At 46.4% G+C, this 25540-nt stretch carries 38 protein-coding genes; 36 read left to right on the top strand and 2 right to left on the bottom strand.

Features of this window, described 5'->3' with window-relative positions; genetic code table 11:
* The first annotated feature begins 165 nt into the window (after nucleotides 1–165).
* Nucleotides 166–1116, top strand: coding sequence for a hydroxymethylglutaryl-CoA lyase (locus ACXMYH_RS12825; RefSeq protein ID WP_486555023.1), 951 nt, complete (start codon nucleotides 166–168; stop codon nucleotides 1114–1116).
* 162 nt (nucleotides 1117–1278) lie between these two features.
* Here the strand turns inward: ACXMYH_RS12825 and ACXMYH_RS12820 are convergent, their stop codons facing one another.
* Nucleotides 1279–2019: an IclR family transcriptional regulator gene (locus tag ACXMYH_RS12820; protein WP_486555022.1), complete on the bottom strand. Its 741-nt coding sequence runs from the start codon at nucleotides 2017–2019 to the stop codon at nucleotides 1279–1281.
* A 291-nt stretch (nucleotides 2020–2310) separates the two neighbouring features.
* On the opposite strand from ACXMYH_RS12820, the gene ACXMYH_RS12815 reads away from it, so the two are divergent.
* From ACXMYH_RS12815 to ACXMYH_RS12650, 34 genes are all read left to right on the top strand, one after another.
* Complete coding sequence (locus ACXMYH_RS12815) at nucleotides 2311–3618, top strand: CitMHS family transporter (protein WP_486555021.1); 1308 nt, start codon at nucleotides 2311–2313, stop codon at nucleotides 3616–3618.
* 24 nt (nucleotides 3619–3642) lie between these two features.
* Nucleotides 3643–4833, top strand: coding sequence for a CaiB/BaiF CoA transferase family protein (locus ACXMYH_RS12810; RefSeq protein WP_118727787.1), 1191 nt, complete (start codon nucleotides 3643–3645; stop codon nucleotides 4831–4833).
* 501 nt (nucleotides 4834–5334) lie between these two features.
* Nucleotides 5335–5652 carry a 30S ribosomal protein S10 gene (rpsJ, locus tag ACXMYH_RS12805; RefSeq protein ID WP_015553845.1) on the top strand — a complete coding sequence of 106 codons (318 nt, stop codon included), beginning with the start codon at nucleotides 5335–5337 and terminating at the stop codon, nucleotides 5650–5652.
* Between the two features lie 222 nt (nucleotides 5653–5874).
* The gene (rplC, locus tag ACXMYH_RS12800; RefSeq protein WP_117503172.1) at nucleotides 5875–6510 is read left to right on the top strand and encodes a 50S ribosomal protein L3; all 636 of its coding nucleotides are present in this window, start codon (nucleotides 5875–5877) and stop codon (nucleotides 6508–6510) included.
* 27 nt (nucleotides 6511–6537) lie between these two features.
* Nucleotides 6538–7158 carry a 50S ribosomal protein L4 gene (gene rplD / locus ACXMYH_RS12795; protein ID WP_117470152.1) on the top strand — a complete coding sequence of 207 codons (621 nt, stop codon included), beginning with the start codon at nucleotides 6538–6540 and terminating at the stop codon, nucleotides 7156–7158.
* Nucleotides 7158–7457 (top strand): 50S ribosomal protein L23, encoded by a 300-nt coding sequence (rplW, locus tag ACXMYH_RS12790; protein WP_117470153.1) that lies wholly within the window; start codon nucleotides 7158–7160, stop codon nucleotides 7455–7457. Before rplD ends, rplW begins: the two co-directional genes overlap by 1 nt.
* 75 nt (nucleotides 7458–7532) lie before the next feature.
* The gene (gene rplB / locus ACXMYH_RS12785; protein ID WP_117470154.1) at nucleotides 7533–8378 is read left to right on the top strand and encodes a 50S ribosomal protein L2; all 846 of its coding nucleotides are present in this window, start codon (nucleotides 7533–7535) and stop codon (nucleotides 8376–8378) included.
* An 18-nt stretch (nucleotides 8379–8396) separates the two neighbouring features.
* The gene (gene rpsS, locus ACXMYH_RS12780; protein WP_015553840.1) at nucleotides 8397–8678 is read left to right on the top strand and encodes a 30S ribosomal protein S19; all 282 of its coding nucleotides are present in this window, start codon (nucleotides 8397–8399) and stop codon (nucleotides 8676–8678) included.
* A 29-nt stretch (nucleotides 8679–8707) separates the two neighbouring features.
* A complete protein-coding gene (rplV, locus tag ACXMYH_RS12775; protein WP_015553839.1) occupies nucleotides 8708–9094 on the top strand; it encodes a 50S ribosomal protein L22 in 387 nt (128 codons plus the stop codon).
* A gap of 12 nt (nucleotides 9095–9106) precedes the next feature.
* Nucleotides 9107–9763: a 30S ribosomal protein S3 gene (rpsC, locus tag ACXMYH_RS12770; RefSeq protein WP_486555020.1), complete on the top strand. Its 657-nt coding sequence runs from the start codon at nucleotides 9107–9109 to the stop codon at nucleotides 9761–9763.
* On the top strand, nucleotides 9763–10200 hold the full coding sequence (gene rplP / locus ACXMYH_RS12765) for a 50S ribosomal protein L16 (RefSeq protein ID WP_015553837.1): 438 nt from the start codon (nucleotides 9763–9765) through the stop codon (nucleotides 10198–10200). Before rpsC ends, rplP begins: the two co-directional genes overlap by 1 nt.
* Nucleotides 10190–10399 (top strand): 50S ribosomal protein L29, encoded by a 210-nt coding sequence (gene rpmC / locus ACXMYH_RS12760; protein WP_021905521.1) that lies wholly within the window; start codon nucleotides 10190–10192, stop codon nucleotides 10397–10399. The genes rplP and rpmC overlap by 11 nt, the downstream gene beginning before the upstream one ends.
* A gap of 159 nt (nucleotides 10400–10558) precedes the next feature.
* On the top strand, nucleotides 10559–10762 hold the full coding sequence (gene rpsQ, locus ACXMYH_RS12755; RefSeq protein WP_242990582.1) for a 30S ribosomal protein S17: 204 nt from the start codon (nucleotides 10559–10561) through the stop codon (nucleotides 10760–10762).
* 25 nt (nucleotides 10763–10787) lie between these two features.
* Entirely contained in the window at nucleotides 10788–11156 is a 369-nt protein-coding gene (gene rplN / locus ACXMYH_RS12750) for a 50S ribosomal protein L14 (protein ID WP_118532547.1), read from the top strand.
* 14 nt (nucleotides 11157–11170) lie between these two features.
* Complete coding sequence (gene rplX / locus ACXMYH_RS12745) at nucleotides 11171–11476, top strand: 50S ribosomal protein L24 (RefSeq protein ID WP_118532549.1); 306 nt, start codon at nucleotides 11171–11173, stop codon at nucleotides 11474–11476.
* Between the two features lie 23 nt (nucleotides 11477–11499).
* The gene (gene rplE, locus ACXMYH_RS12740; protein ID WP_118532551.1) at nucleotides 11500–12039 is read left to right on the top strand and encodes a 50S ribosomal protein L5; all 540 of its coding nucleotides are present in this window, start codon (nucleotides 11500–11502) and stop codon (nucleotides 12037–12039) included.
* Between the two features lie 15 nt (nucleotides 12040–12054).
* Complete coding sequence (locus ACXMYH_RS12735; RefSeq protein ID WP_008396318.1) at nucleotides 12055–12240, top strand: type Z 30S ribosomal protein S14; 186 nt, start codon at nucleotides 12055–12057, stop codon at nucleotides 12238–12240.
* A 251-nt stretch (nucleotides 12241–12491) separates the two neighbouring features.
* The gene (rpsH, locus tag ACXMYH_RS12730) at nucleotides 12492–12893 is read left to right on the top strand and encodes a 30S ribosomal protein S8 (RefSeq protein ID WP_015553834.1); all 402 of its coding nucleotides are present in this window, start codon (nucleotides 12492–12494) and stop codon (nucleotides 12891–12893) included.
* A 159-nt stretch (nucleotides 12894–13052) separates the two neighbouring features.
* Complete coding sequence (rplF, locus tag ACXMYH_RS12725; protein WP_015553833.1) at nucleotides 13053–13595, top strand: 50S ribosomal protein L6; 543 nt, start codon at nucleotides 13053–13055, stop codon at nucleotides 13593–13595.
* An 18-nt stretch (nucleotides 13596–13613) separates the two neighbouring features.
* The gene (rplR, locus tag ACXMYH_RS12720; protein ID WP_015553832.1) at nucleotides 13614–13982 is read left to right on the top strand and encodes a 50S ribosomal protein L18; all 369 of its coding nucleotides are present in this window, start codon (nucleotides 13614–13616) and stop codon (nucleotides 13980–13982) included.
* 18 nt (nucleotides 13983–14000) lie between these two features.
* A complete protein-coding gene (gene rpsE, locus ACXMYH_RS12715) occupies nucleotides 14001–14510 on the top strand; it encodes a 30S ribosomal protein S5 (protein WP_118321375.1) in 510 nt (169 codons plus the stop codon).
* Nucleotides 14511–14525: 15 nt separating this feature from the next.
* Nucleotides 14526–14708 (top strand): 50S ribosomal protein L30, encoded by a 183-nt coding sequence (gene rpmD / locus ACXMYH_RS12710; RefSeq protein WP_015553830.1) that lies wholly within the window; start codon nucleotides 14526–14528, stop codon nucleotides 14706–14708.
* Between the two features lie 25 nt (nucleotides 14709–14733).
* Nucleotides 14734–15174: a 50S ribosomal protein L15 gene (rplO, locus tag ACXMYH_RS12705; RefSeq protein WP_118298693.1), complete on the top strand. Its 441-nt coding sequence runs from the start codon at nucleotides 14734–14736 to the stop codon at nucleotides 15172–15174.
* Nucleotide 15175: 1 nt separating this feature from the next.
* Complete coding sequence (gene secY / locus ACXMYH_RS12700) at nucleotides 15176–16498, top strand: preprotein translocase subunit SecY (RefSeq protein ID WP_485663095.1); 1323 nt, start codon at nucleotides 15176–15178, stop codon at nucleotides 16496–16498.
* Nucleotides 16499–16605: 107 nt separating this feature from the next.
* Nucleotides 16606–17250 carry an adenylate kinase gene (locus tag ACXMYH_RS12695; protein ID WP_118532555.1) on the top strand — a complete coding sequence of 215 codons (645 nt, stop codon included), beginning with the start codon at nucleotides 16606–16608 and terminating at the stop codon, nucleotides 17248–17250.
* Between the two features lie 4 nt (nucleotides 17251–17254).
* Nucleotides 17255–18019 carry a type I methionyl aminopeptidase gene (gene map / locus ACXMYH_RS12690; protein WP_118532557.1) on the top strand — a complete coding sequence of 255 codons (765 nt, stop codon included), beginning with the start codon at nucleotides 17255–17257 and terminating at the stop codon, nucleotides 18017–18019.
* Nucleotides 18020–18029: 10 nt separating this feature from the next.
* Entirely contained in the window at nucleotides 18030–18203 is a 174-nt protein-coding gene (locus ACXMYH_RS12685) for a KOW domain-containing RNA-binding protein (RefSeq protein WP_182426560.1), read from the top strand.
* Nucleotides 18204–18208: 5 nt separating this feature from the next.
* Nucleotides 18209–18427: a translation initiation factor IF-1 gene (gene infA, locus ACXMYH_RS12680; protein WP_015553825.1), complete on the top strand. Its 219-nt coding sequence runs from the start codon at nucleotides 18209–18211 to the stop codon at nucleotides 18425–18427.
* A 232-nt stretch (nucleotides 18428–18659) separates the two neighbouring features.
* Nucleotides 18660–18773, top strand: coding sequence for a 50S ribosomal protein L36 (rpmJ, locus tag ACXMYH_RS12675; RefSeq protein WP_003022746.1), 114 nt, complete (start codon nucleotides 18660–18662; stop codon nucleotides 18771–18773).
* A gap of 109 nt (nucleotides 18774–18882) precedes the next feature.
* On the top strand, nucleotides 18883–19251 hold the full coding sequence (rpsM, locus tag ACXMYH_RS12670; RefSeq protein ID WP_015553824.1) for a 30S ribosomal protein S13: 369 nt from the start codon (nucleotides 18883–18885) through the stop codon (nucleotides 19249–19251).
* A gap of 87 nt (nucleotides 19252–19338) precedes the next feature.
* A complete protein-coding gene (gene rpsK / locus ACXMYH_RS12665; RefSeq protein WP_015553823.1) occupies nucleotides 19339–19740 on the top strand; it encodes a 30S ribosomal protein S11 in 402 nt (133 codons plus the stop codon).
* 15 nt (nucleotides 19741–19755) lie between these two features.
* On the top strand, nucleotides 19756–20349 hold the full coding sequence (rpsD, locus tag ACXMYH_RS12660; protein ID WP_015553822.1) for a 30S ribosomal protein S4: 594 nt from the start codon (nucleotides 19756–19758) through the stop codon (nucleotides 20347–20349).
* Nucleotides 20350–20459: 110 nt separating this feature from the next.
* Nucleotides 20460–21422, top strand: coding sequence for a DNA-directed RNA polymerase subunit alpha (locus ACXMYH_RS12655; protein WP_118298697.1), 963 nt, complete (start codon nucleotides 20460–20462; stop codon nucleotides 21420–21422).
* A gap of 144 nt (nucleotides 21423–21566) precedes the next feature.
* Nucleotides 21567–22103 (top strand): bL17 family ribosomal protein, encoded by a 537-nt coding sequence (locus tag ACXMYH_RS12650; protein WP_118532559.1) that lies wholly within the window; start codon nucleotides 21567–21569, stop codon nucleotides 22101–22103.
* Between the two features lie 199 nt (nucleotides 22104–22302).
* Here the strand turns inward: ACXMYH_RS12650 and ACXMYH_RS12645 are convergent, their stop codons facing one another.
* Entirely contained in the window at nucleotides 22303–23046 is a 744-nt protein-coding gene (locus tag ACXMYH_RS12645; protein WP_486555019.1) for a DUF4190 domain-containing protein, read from the bottom strand.
* Between the two features lie 196 nt (nucleotides 23047–23242).
* On the opposite strand from ACXMYH_RS12645, the gene ACXMYH_RS12640 reads away from it, so the two are divergent.
* Nucleotides 23243–25393 (top strand): Tex family protein, encoded by a 2151-nt coding sequence (locus ACXMYH_RS12640; RefSeq protein ID WP_486555018.1) that lies wholly within the window; start codon nucleotides 23243–23245, stop codon nucleotides 25391–25393.
* Nucleotides 25394–25540 lie beyond the last annotated feature (147 nt).

The raw sequence follows: 25540 nt of genomic DNA, 5'->3' as shown, positions 1-25540 counted from the left end.
ATAAACTAATTTATGAAGATATATTTTAAAGAACAGAAACTGAAAAAGTTGAATTTCCCTCTTGATTTTTAAAAGAAAATGGTATAGAATTTTATTAAATGAAAATCATTTTTATACAACAAAAACACAGACAACCAAAACAAGTGGATAAAAGGAAAAGAGAATATGGAATACGCAAAGAAGATCGTATTATGTGAAGTTGGACTCCGCGATGGACTTCAGAGTGAAAAGTCCGGACTTACAACAGATCAGAAGGTGGAGCTCGCCGAAGATATGGCAGCAGCCGGATTCCGGGTAATCGAACTTGGAAGCTTTGTGAGCCCGAAGGCTGTTCCTCAGATGGCGGACACCGATGAGGTATTCAAACGATTAAAAACGGCAGATGGTGTAGAATACCGTGCGCTGATCGCAAACTTAAAAGGTGTTGAGCGCGCGGCTGCATGTGGATGCAAAAAAGTAAAATTAAATGTGTCTGCCAGTACAGCACATAACCTTGCGAACTTAAACCGCACACCGGAGGAGAGTGTTGCCGGATTTGGCGCATGCGTAGAGAAGGCGAATGAATGTGGAATCGGAATTTCTGGTTCTATCTCCATGGCATTCGGCTCCCCTTGGGATAAAGAAATCCCGATCGGTGATGTAAAGAAGGTTGTTGAGGCGTATCTGAATGTAGGAATTTCCGAGATTTCCCTGTCTGACGCGGCCGGTGTTGCATACCCGAGTCAGGTCTATGATATGGCAGAAGAGATGAAGAGAGAATATCCGCAGGTAAAATGGTGGTTCCATTTCCATAATACGAGAGGACTTGGAATCGCAAATATTCTTGCGGGAATGGAAGCTGGATTTACAAACTTTGATTCCAGCTTTGCAGGTGTCGGTGGCTGCCCGTTCGTTCCGGGTGCAGCTGGAAATGTAAGCACAGAGGATGTCCTCCATATGTGTAGCCAGATGCAGGTGGAGACTGGCATTGATCTGGATAAATCTATCGCAATCAGCAGAAAAGTTGTCGGTATGCTGGGACACAGCACAGACAGCTATCTTCTCCGCGCCGGAAAGGCAAGCGAGCTGATTCGTGAACTGCCGAAGGGACAGATCAAGAATCAGGTGACAAAATAGAATAAATGACAGTAAAAATGGAGAGCGAAGGCGTAATTGCGTTTTCGCTCTCCATTTTTGCTGCCATGAAATTCTTGAACAAGAGTATCTTATAAAATTTTGAGTGTGAGCGTTGGGAAGATGCATGCACACGGAATATAGTGTTCTGAAGCATACTGCACATCAATTCTTTGGTGGTCGATAGCCCAGCTGAATGGACAGTTGCAACGCTGCTTCCTTCAGGTCTGAAATCATATTGTCTCTCAGATGGTTTTCAAATCGTCCTGCCGGTCCTGTTATGAACAGGGAATATTCCACCTGGCCGCTTCCACTGAACACAGGCGCGGCGATAGATTCGACAGCAGCATCACGTTCTCCTTTACTGATGGTAAACCCCTCTTTTCTGACAGCTTCCAGCGCCTCTTTTGTGGTAAATGGGTCTTCTGCTAACAGACGTTCCTGCTGGGCAATATCAGCATAAGCTAAAAGTATTCTTCCGGCGGCACCTCTGGTCAGTGGATAGGTAGAACCGATGGTCAGGACAGATCGCAGTGTCTGATTACTGTTGATTCGCGTGATGCAGACACGGGTGTCCCCGTGGCGCTGATAGATTCCGACACTCTCGTTATACGTCTTGCAGAGAGCCTGCATAAAAGGCTGGGCAGCCTGGCAGATATCCAGGTTCGCGAAGATCACGTTGCCGAGCTGTGCAAGACGGGCACCGAGATAGTAACGCCCACTCTCAGGATTACGGTAAAGATAGTTCTTCTTTTCCAGAGTGGATACGAGTCTCAGAGTGGTACTTGCGGACAGGTCGATCTCCTTCGCAAGCTCCACCAGGGAAAAGGACGCGTGATCATAATTAAAACAGTCCAGGATTGCCAAGGCGCGCTCCACAGACCGTACATTATATTCTGGCGGCATTGAAAGGTCTCCTTTCGTGATGAGATGCAGGATCAGTGGGACATCATAAAGTGTAATATTAAAACAAAAAGCTCTCTGTCCTGCAGCGAATATGGTGCAAGTATAGCAAGAATTTTTGAAAAAAGCAAGGTTATCACCTTTTGTAGAAAATTGACAAAAATAAAACGATAGAATTGGCAATTTCATAGATTGAAAACTGTTTTTATTTATGATATTATTTTTATGTATTAAAAATGATTTTCATACAATAAAAACTAAAAACAAAAGCAAAACACATAGGGGGTACAAATTATGACAGCGCTCATTGGCTATGTCACCTTAGCGGCACTCGTAATCATGCTGCTTCGCGGCAAGATGTCACCAATCACAGTATTTGGAACAGTTCCGGTAATCGGCGCACTTCTTCTTATGGCGAGTCCGGCAACGATCAGTGAATGGATCGGAACAGGTCTTGGATCCGTATGGAAAACAGCGGTATTGTTCATCTTCTCCGTAGAATATTTCGGACTTATGTCAGATGTCGGAATGTTCGACGTAATCGTAAATAAATTGATCAAGATCGCCGGTGCAAACGTAGTTCTTGTAGCGGTTGCGACAGCACTGGTAGCGGTAATCGGACATCTTGACGGCGCGACAGCTACGACAGTTCTGATTACAATCCCGGCAATGCTTCCGCTCTGGAAGCGTCTGAAAATGCGCCCGACAGGACTTCTGTTCATCGTTGGAACCGCAATGGGCGTTATGAACCTGGTACCTTGGGGTGGCCCGATCGTTCGTGTGGCAACGGTCCTCAACATGGACGTTACAGAACTTTGGCATTATATTCTTCCGTTCCAGGGTGTGTGCCTTGTGGCAACAGTTGCAATTGCTGCAGTAGTCGGAATTATTGAGAAACAACGTGGAGCGGGAAAGCTCACGGAAGAGGAGCTTGGAGCTGAAGAAAACAGACAGGCAGATCCGGAAGTAGAAGCACTTAAGCGCCCAAAGCTTTTATGGTTCAACATTTTGCTCACTGTAGTTCTTGTCGTTGGACTGATGTTCTCCGTTATGTCCAGCCATGTACTCTTCATGATCGCCCTGGCAATCGGCATGATCGTGAACTATCCAGATGCAAAACAGCAGAGAGCCCGCTTTAAAGCCCACGCCAGCGATGCCCTTGATACATCCGCAACGCTCCTTGCGGCAGCAATCTTCATCGGAATCATGCAGAATTCCGGAATGCTGGATGCAATGGTAGATGCGCTGCTCAGCGTAATGCCGGCAGCGATGGGACGTTATATGAATATCATCGCAGGAATTATCTCCGTTCCGGTTGGATGCTGCCTGGGTGCAGATACATTCTACTATGGTCTGTTCCCACTTCTCGGAGAAGCGGCAGCTGCTTATGGAGTTCCGCAGCTTGATGTCGGAATCGCAATGCTCGTTGGCAAGAACGTAGCAATGATCTGCAGCCCGCTGCAGCCGACAACATTCTTGGCGCTTGGACTTGCAGGCGTAGAGCTGAAGGATCACCTGAAAGCAAACTTCCCGCGTACATGGGCATTAAGTATTGGATTCTGTGCAATCGCTATGGTAATGGGATTAATGAAGATCTACTAATTAATATAGAAAGGAAGAGACGAAATGGCAAGAGAAGCATTAGAAGGCGTTCGTGTATTAGATATTTCTACTGTGATCGCCGGTCCGTGGGGAGCCGGTCTTCTCGCAGACTTCGGAGCAGAGGTAATTAAAGTTGAGATGCCGGGCCGCGGAGATGCGTTCCGCGCAATGGGGCCGTTAAAAGATGGAGTCAGCATCCGCTGGCCATCCATGGGACGAAATAAAAAGAGCGTAACCCTGGATTTCCATTTTGAAGAAGGAAAGAAATTATTCCTTGAGCTGGTGAAAAAGAGTGATGTGATCATCGAGAACTTCAAGACAGGTACCCTCGACAAATGGGGACTTGGAATCGATGTTCTCCGCAAAGCAAATCCGGATATCATCGTGACACATGTAACGGGTTACGGTCAGACAGGACCGAACGCAAAGTTAGCCGGACTGGGCACACCGTTACAGGCATTTTCCGGAATGACCTATATGACCGGTTACCCGGATCGTCCTCCGGTAAGTCCGCCATTCGCACTTGCTGATTATATTGCAGGCTTAAATGCAGTAATCGGTACTTTGATGGCACTGTACCACAGAGATGTTCTGAAAGGAAAAGCCCAGGAAGTCGATATCAGCCTTTACGAAGGTATCTTCCGTATGGAAGAGGCAATGATTGCCCAGTATGACCTCCTTGGGACTGTAAGAGAGCGTTCTGCGATGCCGAGCGGCGCATCCTGCCCGATCGGAACATTCAAGACAAAAGATGAAAAATGGGCAATCATCGTGTGCAGCACGAATCCGGTATTCTGGCATCTTTGCGAGGCAATGGATCGGCCGGACTGGAGACCGAAATACGATCTCGCAAAAGCACGTCTGGCAGATCCGGATCCGATCATGAACGCAGTGACAGAATGGGTGGCGACTCATACGTTTGCGGAATTAAAAGAAAAATGCGATAAGGCGGGAGTACCGATCTCCTCCGTATACAGCATGAAAGATATCTTCGAGGATCCGCAGTATGCAGCCCGCCATGATATTGTGGAAGTTCCGTGTGAAGAGTTCGGCAGTGTAAAGATGCCTGGCGTATTCCCGGTACTGACAGAAACGCCTGGCCAGATCAAGTGGGCAGGACCGAAGATCGGCGCGCAGAATGAGGATATCTATCATGGTCTTCTCGGCATGAGCGATGAGGAGATCGCGGACCTCAAAGAAAAGAAGGTTATCTAATTCATCCCCCAATACCCTATTATATTATAGAAGAAATACCTCCAAAACCGGCAGCAGGTCGAAAAAGACCTGCCGCCGGTTCCTTTATATATGGAAGAAACAGGGGATAAGAATCATTCTTAAGGGAGAAACTTTTTTGATCTTGTTTCGATTTGTGCATGGAAAACCATGATTTGAACATGCTCCTGTCGGTTATCCACAAATTGAAAAAACCCTTGAAAAATAAGCAAAAAAAGCTTGATTTTTAGATTACGATGTGTTATTCTTATCTGGCTGTGACATGATAGCGTAGAAGCGAGAGGTTGCTGCCTGAGAATGGCAGGTGTTCCGTGGAGCGAATGTCAAGTTAGGAAACTGGCGACAAGTCACTGTACCAAATTAACAGCTGCTCAGGGTAAGGGGCAGTAACAACGTGTGAATCGGCATGATACACACGAGACCGTGTACAGTCACCGCTTGTCGTACTTCGATTAAAAGTGCGAAAAGGAGGCGACTTTTTTTATGGCAAGTCAGGTTATGAGAATCACATTAAAGGCTTACGACCATCAGCTGATCGACCAGTCCGCTGGAAAGATCATCGAGACAGTAAAGAAAACAGGAGCACAGGTGAGTGGTCCGGTTCCGCTGCCGACAAAGAAAGAGGTTGTAACAATCTTAAGAGCTGTTCACAAGTACAAAGATTCCAGAGAGCAGTTCGAGCAGAGAACTCATAAGAGACTCATCGATATCGCAAGCCCGAGCCAGAAGACAGTAGATGCACTGTCCAGACTGGAAATGCCGGCTGGTGTTTATATCGACATCAAAATGAAAAATAAATAATTGAAAAATATTTATTTTTCATGCTACTGAAATGTAGCCACTAAAATTAGAAATCCTGAATGGTTCTGATATAAAAGCAACACTACTCATCCTGAAAGGGAATCAACATCATTACAATATGTAATGTCATAGTGTTCCACCTATGTTGGGCTGCTCTAGGATGAACGCACAGAAAATTCTGTTTTGCGTTCCGCTGTAGATTAGTAACAGGAGGTAAAAACAATGAAGAAAGCGATTTTAGCTACAAAAGTCGGAATGACTCAGATCTTCAACGATGAAGGCGTTCTTGTTCCGGTAACTGTTCTTCAGGCTGGTCCGTGTGTAGTAACACAGGTTAAGACAGAGGAGAACGATGGATACAAAGCTGTACAGGTTGGCTTTGTAGATAAGAGAGAGAAACTTGTAAACAAGCCGGTAAAGGGTCACTTCGACAAGGCTGGCGTATCTTACAAGAGATTCGTTAGAGAGTTCCGTTTTGAGAATTCTGAAGAGTATAACGTAAAAGACGAAATCAAAGCTGATATCTTCGCTGCTGGCGATAAGGTTGATGCAACTGCTATCTCCAAAGGTAAAGGTTTCCAGGGCGCTATTAAGAGACTTGGACAGAGCAGAGGACCGATGGCTCATGGTTCTAAATTCCATCGTCATCAGGGTTCCAATGGTTCCGCAACAACTCCGGGCCGCGTATTCAAGGGCAAAGGCATGCCGGGTCAGATGGGTAACAAGAAGATTACCACTCAGAACCTCGAGATTGTCAAGGTTGACGTTGAGAACAACCTGATCCTTGTTAAAGGCGCTGTACCGGGACCGAAGAAGTCCTTAGTAACATTAAAGGAAACAGTAAAGGCTAACAAATAAGCTTTTACAGGAAAGGAGGAAACAGAAATGGCAAACGTATCCGTATACAATATGGAAGGTAAAGAAGTTGGCACAATCGAGCTGAACGACGCTGTATTTGGCGTTGAAGTGAACGAGCATCTCGTACACATGGCTGTTGTTGCACAGCTTGCAAATAAACGTCAGGGAACACAGAAAGCAAAAACACGTTCTGAGGTTTCCGGTGGCGGCAGAAAGCCGTGGAGACAGAAAGGAACAGGTCACGCTAGACAGGGTTCCACAAGATCTCCGCAGTGGACAGGCGGCGGAATGGTATTCGCTCCGACTCCGAGAGATTACACAATCACTCTTAACAAGAAAGAAAAGAGAGCTGCTCTTAAGTCCGCTCTTACAAGCAGAGTAAACGAGAACAAGTTCGTAGTTGTTGACGAGTTAAAGTTCGACGAGATCAAGACAAAGAACTTCAAGGCTGTTATGAACAACCTCAAAGTTTCCAAGGCTCTTGTTGTTCTTGCTGACAACGACCAGAACACAGTTCTTTCCGCAAGAAATATCCCGGAAGTTAAGACTTCCCTTGTTAATACAATCAATGTATTCGACATTCTGAAATACAACACTGTAGTAGCTACTAAGGCTGCTGTAGCATCTATCGAGGAGGTATACGCATAATGGCAAACGTACAGTACTACGACGTAATCCTCAAACCGGTTGTAACTGAGAAGAGCATGAACGCTATGAGCGAGAAGAAATACACATTCCTCGTACATCCGGAAGCAAACAAGACCATGATCAAAGAAGCTGTTGAGAAAATGTTCCCGGGAACAAAGGTTGACAGCGTAAACACAATGAACGCTGACGGTAAGAACCGCAGACGTGGCATGGTAGTAGGCAAGACTGCTAAGACAAAGAAAGCAATCGTTAAGCTTACAGCAGACAGCAAAGATATCGAAATCTTCCAGGGTCTGTAATTTTTGAAACTATGCGGCAACCAAAGCCGCGATACGAAAAATAGAAACGCCAGAAGGCGTTGAAAGGAGTCAGAAATGGGAATCAAAACCTATAACCCATATACACCTTCCAGAAGAAATATGACAGGTTCTGATTTCTCCGAGATCACAAAGACAACTCCGGAGAAGTCCTTAGTAGTTTCTTTAAAGAAGAACGCTGGTCGTAACAACCAGGGTAAGATCACCGTTAGACATCAGGGCGGTGGAAACAGACAGAAATATAGAATGGTTGACTTCAAGAGAAATTCCAAAGACGGAATTCAGGCAACTGTAATCGGTATCGAGTACGATCCGAACAGAAGCGCTAACATCGCTTTAATCTGCTACGCAGATGGTGAGAAGTCCTACATCCTTGCACCGCAGGGCCTTACAAACGGCATGAAGGTTATGAGCGGCGAGCACGCAGAGGCTAAGGTCGGCAACTGCTTACCGTTATCCTTAATCCCGGTTGGTGCACAGGTTCACAATATCGAGCTTTTCCCGGGCAAGGGCGGACAGATGGTTCGTTCTGCAGGAAACGCTGCACAGTTAATGGCTAAAGAAGGAAAATACGCTACACTTCGTTTACCGTCCGGCGAGATGAGAATGGTTCCGATCGAGTGCCGCGCAACAATCGGTGTTGTAGGCAACGGCGACCATAACCTTGTTAAGATTGGTAAAGCAGGTAGAAAACGTCACATGGGTATCCGCCCGACAGTCCGTGGTTCCGTTATGAACCCGAATGACCATCCGCATGGTGGTGGTGAAGGTAAGACTGGTATCGGCCGTCCGGGTCCGTGCACACCGTGGGGCAAGCCTGCTCTTGGTCTTAAGACTAGAAAGAAAAACAAACAGTCTAACAAGTTAATCGTAAGAAGAAGAAATGGTAAGGCGATTTCATAATCGATAGGAGGTAAAACGATGGCTCGTTCACTTAAAAAAGGACCATTTGCAGACGCTAGCTTACTGAAGAAGGTAGATGCTATGAACGAGGCAGGACAGAAACAGGTTATCAAGACCTGGTCCCGCCGTTCTACAATCTTCCCGCAGATGGTTGGTCATACAATCGCTGTACATGACGGCAGAAAGCATGTACCGGTATACGTAACAGAAGATATGGTTGGTCACAAACTTGGTGAGTTCGTTGCTACAAGAACTTACAGAGGCCACGGCAAAGACGAGAAAAAGTCCGGACGTAAATAATAGATACGCTTTGAAAGGAGGTTCCAGTAATGGCTAAGGGACATAGAAGTCAGATTAAGAGAGAGAGAAATGCCCAGAAGGATACAAGACCGTCTGCAAAGCTGTCTTACGCAAGAGTATCCGTTCAGAAGGCTTGTTTCGTATTAGATGCCATCAGAGGCAAAGATGTTCAGACAGCACTTGGTATTGTAACTTACAATCCTAGATATGCTTCCAGCTTAATCGAGAAATTATTAAAATCTGCAATCGCAAACGCTGAGAACAACAACGGAATGAACGCAGAGAACCTGTATGTGGAGGAGTGCTACGCATCTCAGGGACCGATTATGAAGAGAGTAAAACCGAGAGCACAGGGTAGAGCTTACAGAATCGAAAAGAGAATGAGCCACATCACTATCGTGCTGAACGAGAAATAATAGGAGGCAGTTATGGGACAGAAAGTTAATCCACACGGCATGAGAGTCGGCGTTATCAAAGACTGGGATTCCAGATGGTACGCTGAAGCTGATTTCGCTGACAACCTCATCGAGGATCACAAAATCAGAACTTACCTGAAGAAGAGATTATACAGCGCCGGCGTTTCCAAGATCGAAATCGAGCGCGCATCTGATAGAGTAAGAATTATCGTTTTCACAGCAAAACCGGGCGTAGTTATCGGTAAGGGCGGATCTGAGATCGAGAAGGTCAAAGCTGAAGTTCAGAAGATGACTGCTAAGAAGGTATTTGTAGACATCAAGGAAGTTAAGAGACCGGACCGTGAAGCTCAGCTCGTTGCAGAGTCCATCGCTCAGCAGCTTGAGAACCGTGTTTCCTTCCGTCGTGCTATGAAGTCCACAATGTCCAGATCCATGAAGGCTGGCGTTCTTGGTATCAAGACAGCAGTTGGAGGACGTCTTGGCGGCGCTGATATCGCACGTACAGAGTTCTACAGCGAGGGAACAATCCCGCTTCAGACATTAAGAGCAGATATTGACTATGGTTTCGCAGAGGCAGATACAACTTACGGCAAACTTGGCGTTAAAGTTTGGATCTACAAAGGCGAGGTTCTTCCGACTAAGGGAAATAAGGAAGGGAGCGATAAATAATGTTAATGCCGAAAAGAGTAAAGCGCCGCAAACAGTTCCGTGGAACTATGGCCGGTAAAGCTTTAAGAGGAAATACAATCTCCAACGGTGAGTATGGCCTTGTTGCCCTTGAGCCGTGCTGGATCAAATCTAATCAGATCGAGGCAGCCCGTGTTGCCATGACTCGTTATATCAAACGTGGTGGTAAAGTTTGGATCAAGATCTTCCCGGACAAACCGGTAACAGCTAAACCGGCTGAGACTCGTATGGGTTCCGGTAAGGGCGCTCTTGAGTACTGGGTAGCAGTAGTTAAACCGGGCCGTGTTATGTTCGAAATCGCTGGCGTTCCGGAGGAAACAGCAAAGGAAGCTCTTCGTCTTGCTATGCACAAACTCCCGTGTAAGTGTAAAATTGCTTCCAAGGCAGATTTAGAAGGCGGTGATAACAGTGAAAACTAATAAGTATGTAGAAGAATTAAAAGCGAAAACCGCTGCAGAGTTAAATGAAGAATTAGTTGCAGCAAAGAAGGAGCTCTTCAACCTGAGATTCCAGAACGCAACCAACCAGTTAGATAACACAAGCAGAATCAAAGAGGTTCGCAAGAACATCGCAAGAATTCAGACTGTTATCACAGAGAAGGCAAGAGTTGCTAACTAATCCCGTATCGGTGAAGAACCCCCAAGGCATACTTGCGGGTTGAACAGCTGTCGTTATGACACACGCCGATGCGTGTAACAAATCGATTTTGAAAGGAGATTATCCGTCGTGGAAAGAAATCTTAGAAAAACACGTACTGGTAAGGTAGTTAGCAACAAGATGGACAAGACAATCGTCGTTGCTATCGAGAACCACGTAAAACATCCGTTAATCGGAAAGATCGTTAAAAAGACATATAAATTAAAAGCTCATGATGAGAAAAATGAGTGCAATATCGGCGATACAGTTAAAGTGATGGAGACAAGACCGTTATCCAAGGATAAGAGATGGAGACTTGTTGAAATCGTCGAGAAAGCAAGATAATTGATTCGAGGAAGGAGTAACAGGCATGATTCAGCAGGAATCCAGATTAAAGGTTGCCGATAATACAGGTGCAAGAGAACTGCTTTGTATCCGCGTTATGGGCGGTTCTACAAGAAGATATGCTAACATCGGTGATGTAATCGTAGCCTCCGTTAAAGAAGCAACACCAGGCGGCGTTGTAAAGAAGGGCGATGTAGTCAAAGCCGTTGTAGTTCGTTCTGTAAAAGGCGCACGTCGTAAAGACGGTTCTTATATTAAATTTGATGAGAACGCAGCAGTTATCATCAAAGATGACAAGACTCCAAAAGGAACCCGTATTTTTGGGCCGGTTGCAAGAGAGCTTCGTGAGAAACAGTTCATGAAGATCGTATCTCTGGCTCCGGAAGTATTATAAGGAGGTGCCAGATAATGCATAAAATCAAAAAAGATGATATGGTAAAGATCATCGCAGGTAAAGATAAAGATAAAACCGGTAAGGTTCTGAGTGTAGACAGCAAGAAGAACGAAGTTGTCGTTGAAGGCTGCAACATGGTAACAAAGCATACCAAACCGAGCCAGACAAACCAGAATGGCGGAATCGTTCATCAGGAAGCTCCGATCGACATCTCCAACGTAATGCTGTTCGTTGACGGAAAAGCTACAAGAGTTGGCTTTGAAGTTAAAGACGGTAAGAAAGTCCGCGTTGCTAAGGCAACCGGTAAAGTAATTGACTAATAGCAGAGAGGAGGAAACACAAGTTGGCTAGATTAAAAGAAATGTACCAGAACGAGATCGTTGAAGCAATGATCAAGAAATTTGGTTATAAGAATATCATGGAAGTGCCGAAGCTCGACAAGATCGTTATCAACATGGGCGTAGGCGAAGCAAAAGACAACGCGAAAGTCCTTGACTCTGCAGTTCGTGACCTTGAGATCATCTCCGGTCAGAAGGCAGTTCTTACAAAGGCTAAGAAGTCTGTCGCAAACTTCAAACTCAGAGAGGGCATGGCTATTGGATGCAAAGTTACTCTTCGCGGCGAGAAGATGTACGAGTTCGCTGATCGTCTGATCAACCTCGCTCTTCCGCGTGTACGTGACTTCCGCGGCGTAAACGCTAACGCGTTCGACGGCAGAGGTAACTACGCACTCGGCATCAAGGAACAGTTAATTTTCCCGGAAATTGAATATGATAAAGTTGACAAGGTTAGAGGTATGGACATCATCTTCGTTACTACCGCTAAGACTGACGAGGAAGCTCGTGAACTTTTAACATTATTCAACATGCCGTTTGCAAAGTAATTAGGAGGAGTAACCATGGCAAAGACTTCAATGAAGATTAAACAGCAGCGTCCGGCAAAGTTCTCCACAAGAGAATACAACCGCTGCAGAATCTGTGGTCGTCCACATGCATATCTGAGAAAATATGGCATTTGCCGTATCTGCTTCCGTGAGCTCGCTTACAAGGGCGAGATCCCGGGCGTAAAGAAGGCAAGCTGGTAGGATTTAGCTGCTTAAAAGGCGTCAGAAGTCAGGTGGGAAACGGCGAGTTCCCCCGCCTGACCGTGCAGTGAAGCGCCTGGCAAGCTGACTGGTCCCGTTCTTCGACCACAGGGAAAAGAACTTCCCTATTCATCGTAACAACGCCTATACGGAAAACTTGTTTTCCCCAGGCCGAACAACATTCCTGTGCAGCGCGAATGATTCGCGAACCACAGTGATAAACCAACAACCCATTAGGAGGAAATATAATCATGACTATGAGCGATCCGATTGCAGATATGCTTACAAGAATTCGTAACGCAAACACTGCTAAACACGATACAGTAGATGTTCCGGCTTCCAAGATGAAATTAGCTATCGCTGATATCCTTGTAAGAGAAGGCTACATCAAGAAATATGACATCGTTGAGGACGGTGCATTCCAGACAATCCGCATCTCCTTAAAGTATGGCGCAGACAAGAACGAGAAGATCATCTCCGGTATCAAGAAGATCTCCAAGCCGGGCTTACGTGTATACGCTGGCAAGGAAGATATGCCGAAGGTACTTGGCGGACTTGGTATCGCTATCGTATCCACAAACCAGGGAATCATCACTGACAAGCAGGCTAGACAGCTTGGTGTCGGCGGAGAAGTTCTTGCATTTGTTTGGTAATTATTGATGTTATCGCACCCCGCCTGCAAAGCCGGATGTAAGATCCAGCAGGGCGGAGTTTGCGTGCGTCCGGAACTTTTCCGGACCATATATAACATAGAAACTGAAAACAGAGAGTGTTAAAGCACTTTCCGAGAATCTAAGTAGGAGGTAAAAGGCATGTCACGTATTGGTAGAATGCCGGTAGCGATTCCAGCAGGCGTAACTGTAACAATCGCAGAGAACAACAATGTGACCGTTAAAGGTCCGAAGGGAACACTGGTAAGAGATTTACCGGTAGAGATGGAAATCAAAGAAGAAGATGGACACATCGTCGTAACAAGACCGAACGATTTAAAGAAGATGAAATCTTTACACGGTCTTACAAGAACGCTAATCCATAACATGATCCAGGGTGTTACTGAAGGCTACGAGAAGAAGCTTGAGGTAAACGGTGTTGGTTACAGAGCTCAGAAGCAGGGCAAGAAGCTCACACTTTCCCTTGGTTACTCCCATCCGGTAGAGATGGAAGATCCGGAAGGTATCGAGACTGTTCTTGATGGACAGAACATCATCATCGTTAAGGGCATCAGCAAAGAGAAAGTCGGCCAGTATGCAGCTGAAATCAGAGAGAAGAGAAGACCGGAGCCGTATAAGGGCAAAGGTATCAAGTACGCTGATGAGGTTATCAGACGCAAAGTTGGTAAGACTGGTAAGAAATAATTTAAGGAGAGTGTAAAAATGGTTAGCAAGCAGTCAAGAAGCGAAATCCGCAGAAAAAAACACTATAGATTACGCAATCGCTTTGCTGGTACAGCAGAGAGACCGCGTTTAGCAGTGTTCAGAAGCAATAATCATATGTATGCTCAGATCATCGACGATTCCGTTGGACATACTTTAGTATCTGCTTCTACTCTTGAGAAAGAGATCAAAGCAGAGTTAGAGAACACAGATACCGTTGATGCAGCTGCATATATCGGAACCGTAGTAGCTAAGAGAGCAATCGAGAAAGGCATCAAAGAGGTCGTTTTCGATAGAGGCGGTTTCATTTATCAGGGTAAGATTCAGGCATTAGCAGATGCAGCCCGCGAGGCTGGTCTCGTATTCTAATAGAGAGGAGAAAACAGCATGAAGCGTACAATCATTGACGCAAGTCAGTTAGAGTTAAATGACAAAGTTGTTGCCATTAAGCGCGTATCCAAGACTGTTAAAGGTGGACGTACCATGAGATTTTCCGCTCTGGTAGTAGTAGGAGACGGCAATGGTCACGTAGGCGCAGGCCTTGGTAAAGCAGGTGAGGTTCCGGAAGCTATCCGTAAGGGTAAAGAGGCTGCTATGAAGAACCTTGTAGAGATCCCGATGGATGAGAACAATAGTATCCCGCATGACTTCCTTGGAGAGTTCGGAAGTGCTTCCGTACTTCTTAAGAGAGCTCCGGAAGGTACTGGTATCATCGCTGGTGGTCCGGTTCGTTCCGTAGTAGAGCTTGCAGGCATCAAGAACATCCGTACAAAGTCTTTAGGTTCCAACAACAAGACAAACGTAGTTCTCGCAACAATCGAGGGTCTTACAAAATTAAAGACTCCGGAAGAGGTTGCTAAGAACCGCGGCAAATCTGTTGAAGACGTTGTTTGCTAATAGGAGGATAATAAAATGGCAGAGAAGTTAAAAATCACATTAGTAAAATCCCCTATCGGCGCTGTTCCGAAGCAGAGAGCAACAATCGAGGCACTTGGTTTAAAGAAGATGCACAAGACTGTTGAGATGCCGGATAATGGTGCAGTTAGAGGCATGATCCAGAATGTCAGACATCTGGTAAAAGTTGAAGAGATCTAATAGATATAAGTAAGGAGGTGCAGTGATGAACTTATCTAATTTACATCCTGCTGAAGGATCTAAACACAGTGATAGTTTCAGAAGAGGTCGTGGACACGCTTCTGGAAATGGTAAGACAGCTGGTAAGGGACATAAGGGCCAGAAGGCACGTTCCGGCGCACCGAGACCTGGTTTCGAGGGCGGCCAGATGCCGTTATACAGACGTCTTCCGAAGAGAGGATTTACAAACATCAACTCCAAGGAGATCGTTGGAATTAATGTAAGCGCATTAGAGAGATTTGAGAATGACTCCGTAGTATCCGTTGAGACATTACTGGAGACAGGTGTGATCAAAAACCCGCAGGACGGCGTTAAGATTCTTGGTAACGGAGAGTTAACAAAGAAACTTGTCGTTAAAGCCAATGCTTTCAGTGAAGGCGCAAAAGCTAAAATTGAGGCAGTAGGTGGAACCTGCGAGGTGATCTAATATGCTAAAATCCTTACAGAAGGCATTTAAGGTGAAAGAAGTCCGCGACAGACTTCTTTACACCTTCATGATGCTTGTAGTCATCCGAATCGGCTGTTGTCTTCCGATTCCGGGCGTTGATCCCAGCTATCTGCATGATTTCTTTTCCAATCTTCAGTCATCTGGAATGGGATTTTTCAATGCGATCACAGGAGGATCTTTCTCCTCCATGTCGATCTTTGCGCTGAGCATCACCCCGTATATCACATCGTCCATCATCATGCAGTTGCTTACCATTGCAATTCCGAAACTTGAGGAAATGCAGAAGGATGGTGAGGACGGAAGAAAGAAGATCGCAGAGTACACCAGATATCTTACCGTTGGCCTGGCTCTTTTCGAGTCCTGTGCAATGGCAGTCGGCCTTGGCGGTAAAGGACTTCTTCTCGAAGATCACCGCAATGTCTGGGGATACCTCACGGTTGTAGCAGCTATGACCGCAGGTTCCGCTCTTCTGATGTGGATTGGCGAGAGGATTACAGACAATGGAGTCGGAAACGGTATTTCCATCGTACTTCTGATCAATATCGTATCTGGTACTCCACAGGATATGATGACATTATATGAGCGATTTATGGCAGGCAAATCAGTTGCAGTTGCAACAGTAGCATGCATTATTGTACTGGCGATCATCATTGCGATCTTTGTCTTCGTTATCATCTTAAATGATGCGGAGCGCAGAATTCCGGTACAGTACAGCAAGAAGATGCAGGGCCGCAGAATGATCGGCGGACAGTCTACCTACATTCCGTTGAAGGTAAACACCGCAAACGTTATTCCGGTCATCTTTGCTTCTTCCATCATGTCCATGCCGGTCATGATCGCTCAGTTCTTCCACGTAGATTATTCAACAATCGGTGGAAAGATCCTGTTAGCGCTGAGCTCATCCAACTGGTTTAAACCGGAAGCTCCGGCTTACTCCATTGGTTTGCTCGTATATATCGTATTAGTCGTACTGTTCGCGTATTTCTATACGTCCATTACGTTTAACCCGCTGGAAGTTGCTAATAATATGAAGAAATCCGGCGGCTTTATCCCGGGCATCCGCCCAGGTAAGCCAACTTCGGACTACCTTAACAATATCTTAAACTATATTGTATTTATTGGAGCCTGCGGTCTGGTGATCGTGTGCATTATCCCGATCATCGCATCCGGTCTCTTCTCCGTTGGTAATCTTTCCTTCGGCGGCACATCCCTGATCATTATTGCAGGTGTTATCCTCGAGACGATCAAGGCTGTGGAGTCTTTAATGCTTGTAAGAAATTACAAGGGATTCTTAAATGACTGATTTGACAGAGAAATAGCAGCAGCTGCGTGCTGAAAATCGGAGCGGGCGGAAAGATGCTTTTCGCCCGCTTTTTCGGTTTTTTAGGACGAGTGGAGGAAATAACAATTATGAAGATCATTATGTTGGGCGCGCCGGGTGCCGGAAAAGGAACCCAGGCACAGAGAATCGCGGAAAAGTACGGAATCCCGCACATTTCTACCGGAGATATCTTCCGGGCTAATATCAAGAACGGAACAGAACTTGGAAAGAAAGCGAAAGCATTCATGGACCAGGGACTTCTTGTTCCGGATGAACTGACTGTTGACCTTGTTATGGACAGGATCAGCCAGCCGGACTGCAAAGAGGGATACATCCTCGATGGATTCCCACGTACGATCCCGCAGGCAGAGGCTCTCACAGAGGCTCTTGCGAAAAAGGGAGAGGCGATCGATTTCGCGATCGATGTCGACGTACCGGATGAGAAGATCGTTACCCGTATGGCAGGCCGCCGTGCATGCGTAAAGTGCGGAATGACCTATCACATCGTATATGCTGCTCCGAAGAAGGAAGGCATCTGCGACAAGTGCGGCGCTGAACTCATTTTAAGAGATGATGATAAGCCGGAGACTGTTACAAAACGTCTTTCTGTTTATCATGAGCAGACGCGCCCGCTCATCAGCTTCTATGCGGATAAGCACGTCCTCTACACCGTAGACGGAACGCAGAATATGGAACAGGTATTTGAGGCTATCACAAAGATTTTAGGAGCTTAAAAGAATGGCAGTAACAATTAAATCGCCGAGAGAGATCGAACTGATGCGAAAAGCCGGAGAAATTCTGGCGCAGGTACACGAGGAGCTGCATGCAGCCGTTCATCCGGGAATGTCCACGATGGACATCGACAAGCTGGGAGAGCGCCTGATCCGCAGCCATGGATGCATTCCGTCCTTTAAGAATTATAATGGATATCCGGCATCCATCTGCGTGTCCGTAAACGATGAGATCGTACATGGTATCCCGAATAAGCACCGCATTTTAAAGGAAGGCGATATCGTCAGCCTTGACGCGGGAACGATTTATAAAGGATACCATTCCGACGCAGCCCGCACCTGGGCAGTAGGAAACGTCTCCCCGGAAGCACAGAAACTGATGGATGTGACAAAACAGTGCTTTTACGAAGGTATTAAATTTGCAAAAGCAGGCAATCATCTGAATGACATCTCCACGGCAATCCAGGCATATGCCGAGAAATTCGGCTATGGCGTTGTCCGCGAGCTGGTTGGACATGGAATTGGTACCCACCTTCATGAAGATCCGGAGGTCCCGAACTTCGCAACGAAGAGAAAGGGGATCCTTCTGCAGCCGGGCATGACACTGGCGATCGAGCCGATGATCAATGCAGGTACACCGGATGTAATCTGGATGGACGATGACTGGACCGTTGTTACAGCAGATCATGCCCTGTCCGCTCACTATGAGAATACGATCCTCATCACCGAGGGCGAGCCGGAGATTCTCTCCCTGCGTCCGGGCCTTGAATAGGAGGCCCCGCATGGAGATGACCCCGGGATTCCTGGCGAGATCACTTGCCGGAAATGACAAGGATAAAATCTATGTCATAACGGAGGACCTTGGAACATACGTTTCTCTGCTTGCAGAGAACGGCCGGGTCCTCCGGAAAAATAAAAAACATGTCCAGATCATTAAGAAAGCAAACAGGAGGTAAATTTTATGTCTAAGGCTGACGTAATCGAGATCGAAGGCGTTGTTGTAGAGAAACTGCCGAATGCCATGTTCCAGGTTGAACTTGAAAATGGCCACAAGGTTTTAGCAACCATCAGCGGAAAACTGCGTATGAACTACATCCGTATTCTTCCGGGAGACAAGGTAACATTAGAGATGTCCCCATACGATTTATCCAAGGGACGTATCATTTGGAGAGATAAATAGTATCTTTGAGGACGGGCAGAAAAAAGTTGAAGAAAACCAGCAAAAATGCTTGATTTTCCTGTAAGGAAGTGTTATAATGCTCAAGCGAACTTTGTTGGAACGCTTGTATTATGCCCATTTTCAGGTGCTTTTTATACAGGTATAGCAACCCGTAATGCCGTTTCCAGATGGCACGGAATCGGTGTGTTTCCGGCAGTAAGGGAAGCGGACTACGAAGGAAAGGAGAATTACTGTGAAAGTAAGATCATCAGTAAAACCGATTTGCGAGAAGTGCAAGGTTATTAAGAGAAAAGGCAGTATCAGAATTATCTGTGAAAATCCTAAGCACAAACAGAGACAGGGCTGATGCCGCATATTTGCCTGTATTTTTTCGCGCGGCTTTGACATGAAACGCGAGAGTGCGTTGTCGTGTCGGCAATAACTATTTCTACAATATTTAAATGGAGGTACCACTCATGGCTCGTATTTCAGGTGTTGATTTACCAAGGGAAAAACGTGTCGAAATCGGCTTAACTTATATCTACGGTATCGGTAGAGCAAGTGCAGACCGTATTCTTGCTGCGGCTGGTGTAAATCCTGACACTCGTGTAAAGGATTTAACCGATGACGAAGTAAAGAACATTGCAGCAGTAATCGCTGAGACTCAGACTGTTGAAGGTGACTTACGTCGTGAGATCGCTTTAAACATCAAGAGACTTCAGGAGATCGGATGCTACAGAGGTATTCGTCACAGAAAGAGTCTTCCTTGCCGTGGTCAGAAGACCAAGACAAACGCAAGAACATGCAAGGGTCCGAGAAAGACTGTTGCAAACAAGAAGAAATAATAATCAGTAACAAATGTTATGAATCACGTTGCATGTTTTAAAGACAGGAAACAGGGTTCAGTAAATGAGAAAGTAGGTTAGTTTAAAATGGCTAAAAAAGTGTCCACTGCTAAAAAAGTGACAAAAAAGCGTGTAAAGAAAAACGTTGAACGCGGACAGGCGCACATCCAGTCATCTTTTAACAACACAATCGTGACATTAACAGATGCACAGGGTAATGCCTTATCTTGGGCAAGTGCAGGCGGTCTGGGATTTAGAGGTTCAAGGAAATCTACTCCATATGCAGCACAGATGGCTGCAGAAACTGCAACTAAGGCAGCTCTTGTACATGGTTTAAAATCCGTAGACGTTATGGTTAAAGGACCGGGATCAGGCCGTGAGGCTGCTATCCGTGCCCTTCAGGCATGTGGTCTTGAAGTAACAAGCATTAAGGACGTAACACCGGTTCCGCACAACGGATGCCGTCCGCCAAAGCGTAGAAGAGTCTAATTAGGAGGAAATAAAATGGCAGTTGATAGAGTTCCTGTTCTTAAAAGATGCAGATCCCTTGACCTTGATCCCATTTATTTAGGAATAGATAAAAAATCCAACAGAGAATCTAAGAGAGCAAACAAGAAGATCAGTGAGTATGGTCTTCAGTTAAGAGAAAAACAGAAAGCTAAGTTCATCTATGGCGTTCTGGAGAAGCCGTTCCGTAACTACTACGATAAGGCTGAGCGTTTAAACGGACAGACAGGTGAAAACCTTATGATCCTTCTTGAGCGCAGACTTGACAACGTTATCTTCCGTCTTGGTTTCGCAAGAACAAGAAAGGAAGCTAGACAGATCGTTGACCACAAGCACGTTCTTGTAAACGGCAAGTGCGTAAACATCCCGTCCTACCTTGTAAAGGCTGGCGATGTTGTTGAGATCAGAGAAAAGAACAAAGGCGACAACCACTACAAGCTGGTTCTCGAGACCACAGCTGGTCGTCTTGTTCCGGCATGGTTAGAGTCTGACCATGAGAACTTAAAGGGCGAGATCAAAACTCTTCCGACAAGAGAAGAAATCGACGTTCCTGTAAACGAGATGCTCATCGTCGAGTTATACTCCAAATAATTCACCGGAGCGGTTTTTACAAAGTATCTGGCCTTTTTTCGGCCGGATGCTTTGTGTTCTAAAATGCTCCGTGGCATTTGTCAAAGCATACCCAAAAGGAGGGGCTTTTTGTGTTCGATTTTGAGAAACCAAACATTGAGATTGCTGAGATTTCCGAAGATAAAAGATACGGAAAGTTTGTCGTAGAACCGCTTGAGAGGGGTTACGGCACAACTCTGGGAAATTCCCTGAGAAGAATCATGCTTTCTTCTTTACCGGGTTCTGCTGTCAGCCAGGTGAAAATTGATGGTGTACTTCATGAATTCAGCTCCATCTCCGGCGTTAAGGAAGATGTAACTGAGATCATCATGAACATCAAGAGCTTAGCAATTAAGAACAACAGCGATACAAACGAGCCGAAGACTGCGTACATCGAGTTCGAGGGCGAGGGCGTGATCCACGCATCTGACATTCAGACAGATGCTGACATCGAGATCCTCAACCCGGATCAGGTGATCGCAACATTAAGCGGCGGTGCAGACAGCAAGTTCTACATGGAACTTACGATCACCAACGGCCGTGGCTACGTGAGCGCTGATAAGAACAAGAGCGACGATCTTCCGATCGGAGTTCTCGCTGTAGATTCCATTTACACACCGGTTGAGCGTGTCAACATGTCCGTTGAGAACACCCGTGTTGGTCAGCAGACAGACTACGATAAGCTCACACTTGAGATCTACACAAACGGAACACTTGATCCGGACGAGGCAGTCAGCCTTGCTGCTAAAGTTTTAAGCGAGCATCTGAATCTCTTCATCGACCTCTCTGAGAATGCAAAGACTGCAGAGGTTATGGTTGAAAAGGAGAACAACGAGAAAGAGAAAGTTCTTGAGATGAACATTGACGAGCTGGAGTTATCCGTTCGTTCCTACAACTGTCTCAAGAGAGCCGGTATCAATACCGTTGAAGAGCTTTGCAGCCGTACATCTGAGGATATGATGAAGGTTAGAAACCTTGGTCGTAAGTCCCTCGAGGAAGTACTTGCAAAGTTAAAAGAACTGGGCTTACAGCTCAATTCAAGTGACGAACAGTAAAATTTAGTTGTGATACACACCCGGATGGTAAGTCCAAAGAAGCACGGACGGGCGTAGAGCGACTCATTATGGAGAAAAAGGCGGCAGTCCAGTAAGTCCAAAGATGCGTGGGCGGCTGTTCCACAAATGGAGGAGAATTAAATCATGGCAGGTTATAGAAAACTCGGAAGAACTTCCAGTCAGAGAAAAGCATTACTTAGAATCCAGGCTACAAACCTTTTATATCATGGAAAGATCGTTACAACTGAGGCTAGAGCTAAAGAAGTAAGAAAGATCGTTGAGAGCCTGATCGCTCTTGCAGTAAAAGAGAAAGATAACTTCGAGACTGTAAAAGTTACTGCTAAAGTTGCCCGCAAGGACGCTAACGGCAAGAGAGTAAAAGAAGTTGTTGACGGTAAGAAAGTTACTGTATACGACGAAGTTGAGAAGGAAATCAAGAAGGACATGCCGTCCAGACTTCATGCAAGAAGACAGATGGTAAAAGCTCTTTATGACGTAACAGAGGTTCCGACAGCAGCAGCTGGTAAGAAGAAAAACACAAAGAAAGTTGATCTTACAAACAAGCTGTTCAACGAGATCGCTCCGAAGTACGCTTCCCGTAACGGTGGTTACACAAGAATCATCAAGATCGGTCAGCGTAAGGGCGACGGTGCTATGGCAGTTCTGATCGAGCTCGTTTAATTCTGTATAGCAATTAGCCGTACGGCAGAACTTAAGACCGGTGGAATACGTTTTATGCGTGTTCTGCCGGTTTTTTTGCGTCATATGGAAAAAAGGAAAGCCACTGTTCTTCTTCCGCGATCTTTTTGTGATCGATGGAAGGGAACAGTGGCTTTTCGATTGTCATAAAAGGTGATCAACCGGCTTTTGAAACAAAAGATTAATTGATCCCGAACTGCTGTTGAAACTGTTCAAAGAACTGGTTGAAAGCTGCCGCGTTGGCCGGGTCCTTCATCAAGTTGGTGATCGTCAGAGCATAAAAGAATTCACCGACACCGAGGAGAATGGCGATCACACCGAGAATGATGCCTGCGATGGCTGTTCCGCGGAATGCCTGCCCGCGTTTGGAGATGATCGCGAAACAGATCGCGCCGACTCCGCAGATGATCGCAACCGGGAATGCGAAACAGCAGAGCGTCAGGATCGCGAAGATACCGCTGATCAGGGACATCGCTGCGAATGAGTTTTTCTCGCGTCTTGGGCGCTGCGGCTGATCCTGCCAGTAGGGCGGCTGCCCGTTATGCTGAGGAGGCATCTGCTGGTTGTTTGGGTTCTGCCAGTAAGGATTCTGTCCGTTGTTCTGAGGAGGGATCTGCTGGTTGTTTGGGTTCTGCCAGTAAGGATTCTGTCCGTTGTTCTGAGGAGGGATCTGCTGGTTGTTTGGGTTCTGCCAGTAAGGATTCTGTCCGTTGTTCTGAGGAGGGATCTGCTGGTTATTTGGGTTCTGCCAGTAAGGATCCTGTCCATTATTCTGAGGAGGCATCTGCCTATTGTCCGGGGACTGCTGGTTTGTAGCCTGTCCGTCTGCCGGGGATGAAATCTGCTGACCGGTCTGTTCTGCAGGAGCTGTTTCAGTGGTTTGGTCTTTATATTCAGATGAATTCTGATCGTCGTAATCTGTCATGAAAATTCCTCCTAAATGTATGTGAAACTTGTCCGCGCCGCGGAAAAATGACACGGAACAGTTACCGTATAGTTTAACATGAAACGCCGCGCATGTCCACATTTAAGTTGCATAAGAGGATGGATTGAATTATAATGGAGATTGACATCTCCGGCAGCCTGGAGCCGTCCGGGGAAGAACCAGAAGGAGAAACAACATGGACATTTTAGGCGTACTGACAGCGGAATTAGGGGTAAAACGGAGCCAGATCGAGGCAGCCGTAAATCTGATCGATGAGGGAAACACGATTCCGTTTATTGCCAGATACCGGAAAGAAGTAACCGGTTCCTTAAACGATGAGGTATTAAGAAACCTGGATGAACGATTAAAATATCTGCGAGGACTGGAAGAACGTAAGACCCAGGTCCTCGCGGCGATCGAAGATCAGGGAAAACTTACCGCTGATCTGAAGAAAAAGATCGAGGATGCTGAGACGATGGTGGCGGTCGAGGACTTATATCTTCCGTTCCGCCCGAAGAGAAAGACGAGAGCAAGCGTTGCAAAGGAAAGAGGACTTGAGCCGCTTGCCGATACGATTATGCTGCAGATGGCGAAGGAGCCGATCGAGACTCTTGCGGCCCCGTATGTATCAGAGGAAAAAGGCGTTGCGAACGTGAAAGCAGTGATCGACGGCGCAAAGGATATTCTCGCGGAGCGGATCTCCGAGGTTGCGAAATACCGCGCCTATATCCGAAACGTGACGAAGGAAGAGGGATCGATCGTCTCCGAGGCAAAGGATGAGAAGACAGAATCTGTCTATGAGATGTACTATCACCACGAGGAACTCGTGAGAAAGTGTGCAGGACACAGGATCCTCGCCTTAAACCGCGGCGAGAAGGAAAAGATCCTGACTGTAAAGATCGTGGCTCCGGAGGAGAAGATCCTGCGCTATCTGAACAAGATGGTGATCACGAGAGAAAACCCGGTGACAACTCCGATCCTGCAGGAAGTGATCGCGGACAGCTATAACCGTCTGATCGCTCCGGCGATCGAGCGTGAGGTCAGAAATCTCATGACGGAAAAGGCGGAGGACGGCGCGATCCAGGTATTCGGAAAGAACCTGGAACAGCTTCTCATGCAGCCTCCGATCGCAGGACGCGTTGTTCTTGGATGGGACCCGGCGTTCCGTACCGGCTGTAAGCTGGCTGTCGTTGATGCGACCGGAAAAGTCCTCGATACCGTTGTGATCTATCCGACCGCACCGCAGAATAAGGTCGAGGACGCGAAAAAGACCTTAAAGAAGCTGATCGAGAAATATCAGATCTCCCTGATCTCCGTCGGAAACGGAACTGCTTCCAGAGAGTCTGAGCAGATCATCGCGGAGTTTATCAAGGAGATCCCGGAACACGTCCAGTATGTGATCGTAAACGAGGCGGGAGCTTCCGTATATTCTGCCAGTAAGCTTGCGACAGAGGAATTCCCGAAATTTGATGTAGGTCAGAGAAGTGCTGTCTCCATCGCGAGACGTCTCCAGGACCCGCTTGCAGAGCTTGTAAAGATCGATCCGAAGGCCATCGGCGTCGGTCAGTATCAGCATGATATGAACCAGAAACACCTCGGTGAGGCGCTCGGGAATGTTGTGGAGGACTGCGTAAACAAGGTTGGAGTTGACCTGAACACAGCATCGGCATCCCTTTTGGAGTACATCTCCGGCGTGTCAAAGATGATCGCGAAAAATATTGTCGCTTACCGTGAGGAGAACGGTGCATTCACAAACCGCCGCCAGCTCTTAAAGGTCGCAAAGCTCGGCCCGAAGGCGTTCGAGCAGTGTGCCGGATTTATGAGGATCGCGGGCGGGGATAACCCGCTTGACGGAACGTCTGTGCATCCAGAGTCCTACAAGGCGGCGATGGAATTGTTAAAACGTGTCCATGTAGAGCCGGAGGAGATCACAAAAGGCGGAGCTGCCGGGATCTCAAAGAAGATCATGGATTATAAAAAGCTCTCAGAGGAACTGGAAGTTGGTGAGGAGACCTTAAAGGATATCGTAAAGGAACTGGAAAAACCGGCGAGAGACCCGCGTGAGGAGATGCAGAAACCGATCCTCAGAACAGATGTCCTCGATATGAAGGACTTAAAACCGGGAATGATCTTAAAGGGAACCGTCAGAAACGTCATTGATTTCGGCGCTTTCGTAGATATCGGTGTCCATCAGGACGGTCTTGTGCACATTTCCCAGCTTTCCAAGAAGTACATCAAGCATCCGCTTGAGGCGGTCAGCGTAGGGGATATCGTTGAGGTGAAGGTTCTCGGAGTGGATATGGCGAAGAAAAGAATTTCCTTATCTATGATATTGGACGAGGAATAAATTCTAAATTGTCGATATGAAGGAATATTTAATTGGCGGAAAAGTCCTGAAATCCCTGCGGCAGTAAGAAACTGATTTTAGCGTAGGAATGCCAGAGATATAAGGCTTTTAAGGAGACGAACCAGATAAAAATGAATAAACAGGTCA

Source organism: Pilosibacter sp. NGB245 (assembly GCF_057397225.1).
Note: the sequence above shows the minus strand (reverse complement) of the source record. Positions and strands in the feature narration are given on the sequence as shown.

Coding starts and splice junctions, on each gene's coding strand:
- ACXMYH_RS12825 (WP_486555023.1), top strand. CDS start 166: ATGGAATACGCAAAGAAGATCGTATTATGTGAAGTTGGACTCCGCGAT.
- ACXMYH_RS12820 (WP_486555022.1), bottom strand. CDS start 2,019: ATGCCGCCAGAATATAATGTACGGTCTGTGGAGCGCGCCTTGGCAATC.
- ACXMYH_RS12815 (WP_486555021.1), top strand. CDS start 2,311: ATGACAGCGCTCATTGGCTATGTCACCTTAGCGGCACTCGTAATCATG.
- ACXMYH_RS12810 (WP_118727787.1), top strand. CDS start 3,643: ATGGCAAGAGAAGCATTAGAAGGCGTTCGTGTATTAGATATTTCTACT.
- rpsJ (WP_015553845.1), top strand. CDS start 5,335: ATGGCAAGTCAGGTTATGAGAATCACATTAAAGGCTTACGACCATCAG.
- rplC (WP_117503172.1), top strand. CDS start 5,875: ATGAAGAAAGCGATTTTAGCTACAAAAGTCGGAATGACTCAGATCTTC.
- rplD (WP_117470152.1), top strand. CDS start 6,538: ATGGCAAACGTATCCGTATACAATATGGAAGGTAAAGAAGTTGGCACA.
- rplW (WP_117470153.1), top strand. CDS start 7,158: ATGGCAAACGTACAGTACTACGACGTAATCCTCAAACCGGTTGTAACT.
- rplB (WP_117470154.1), top strand. CDS start 7,533: ATGGGAATCAAAACCTATAACCCATATACACCTTCCAGAAGAAATATG.
- rpsS (WP_015553840.1), top strand. CDS start 8,397: ATGGCTCGTTCACTTAAAAAAGGACCATTTGCAGACGCTAGCTTACTG.
- rplV (WP_015553839.1), top strand. CDS start 8,708: ATGGCTAAGGGACATAGAAGTCAGATTAAGAGAGAGAGAAATGCCCAG.
- rpsC (WP_486555020.1), top strand. CDS start 9,107: ATGGGACAGAAAGTTAATCCACACGGCATGAGAGTCGGCGTTATCAAA.
- rplP (WP_015553837.1), top strand. CDS start 9,763: ATGTTAATGCCGAAAAGAGTAAAGCGCCGCAAACAGTTCCGTGGAACT.
- rpsQ (WP_242990582.1), top strand. CDS start 10,559: ATGGACAAGACAATCGTCGTTGCTATCGAGAACCACGTAAAACATCCG.
- rplN (WP_118532547.1), top strand. CDS start 10,788: ATGATTCAGCAGGAATCCAGATTAAAGGTTGCCGATAATACAGGTGCA.
- rplX (WP_118532549.1), top strand. CDS start 11,171: ATGCATAAAATCAAAAAAGATGATATGGTAAAGATCATCGCAGGTAAA.
- ACXMYH_RS12735 (WP_008396318.1), top strand. CDS start 12,055: ATGGCAAAGACTTCAATGAAGATTAAACAGCAGCGTCCGGCAAAGTTC.
- rpsH (WP_015553834.1), top strand. CDS start 12,492: ATGACTATGAGCGATCCGATTGCAGATATGCTTACAAGAATTCGTAAC.
- rplF (WP_015553833.1), top strand. CDS start 13,053: ATGTCACGTATTGGTAGAATGCCGGTAGCGATTCCAGCAGGCGTAACT.
- rplR (WP_015553832.1), top strand. CDS start 13,614: ATGGTTAGCAAGCAGTCAAGAAGCGAAATCCGCAGAAAAAAACACTAT.
- rpsE (WP_118321375.1), top strand. CDS start 14,001: ATGAAGCGTACAATCATTGACGCAAGTCAGTTAGAGTTAAATGACAAA.
- rpmD (WP_015553830.1), top strand. CDS start 14,526: ATGGCAGAGAAGTTAAAAATCACATTAGTAAAATCCCCTATCGGCGCT.
- rplO (WP_118298693.1), top strand. CDS start 14,734: ATGAACTTATCTAATTTACATCCTGCTGAAGGATCTAAACACAGTGAT.
- secY (WP_485663095.1), top strand. CDS start 15,176: ATGCTAAAATCCTTACAGAAGGCATTTAAGGTGAAAGAAGTCCGCGAC.
- ACXMYH_RS12695 (WP_118532555.1), top strand. CDS start 16,606: ATGAAGATCATTATGTTGGGCGCGCCGGGTGCCGGAAAAGGAACCCAG.
- map (WP_118532557.1), top strand. CDS start 17,255: ATGGCAGTAACAATTAAATCGCCGAGAGAGATCGAACTGATGCGAAAA.
- ACXMYH_RS12685 (WP_182426560.1), top strand. CDS start 18,030: ATGGAGATGACCCCGGGATTCCTGGCGAGATCACTTGCCGGAAATGAC.
- infA (WP_015553825.1), top strand. CDS start 18,209: ATGTCTAAGGCTGACGTAATCGAGATCGAAGGCGTTGTTGTAGAGAAA.
- rpsM (WP_015553824.1), top strand. CDS start 18,883: ATGGCTCGTATTTCAGGTGTTGATTTACCAAGGGAAAAACGTGTCGAA.
- rpsK (WP_015553823.1), top strand. CDS start 19,339: ATGGCTAAAAAAGTGTCCACTGCTAAAAAAGTGACAAAAAAGCGTGTA.
- rpsD (WP_015553822.1), top strand. CDS start 19,756: ATGGCAGTTGATAGAGTTCCTGTTCTTAAAAGATGCAGATCCCTTGAC.
- ACXMYH_RS12650 (WP_118532559.1), top strand. CDS start 21,567: ATGGCAGGTTATAGAAAACTCGGAAGAACTTCCAGTCAGAGAAAAGCA.
- ACXMYH_RS12645 (WP_486555019.1), bottom strand. CDS start 23,046: ATGACAGATTACGACGATCAGAATTCATCTGAATATAAAGACCAAACC.
- ACXMYH_RS12640 (WP_486555018.1), top strand. CDS start 23,243: ATGGACATTTTAGGCGTACTGACAGCGGAATTAGGGGTAAAACGGAGC.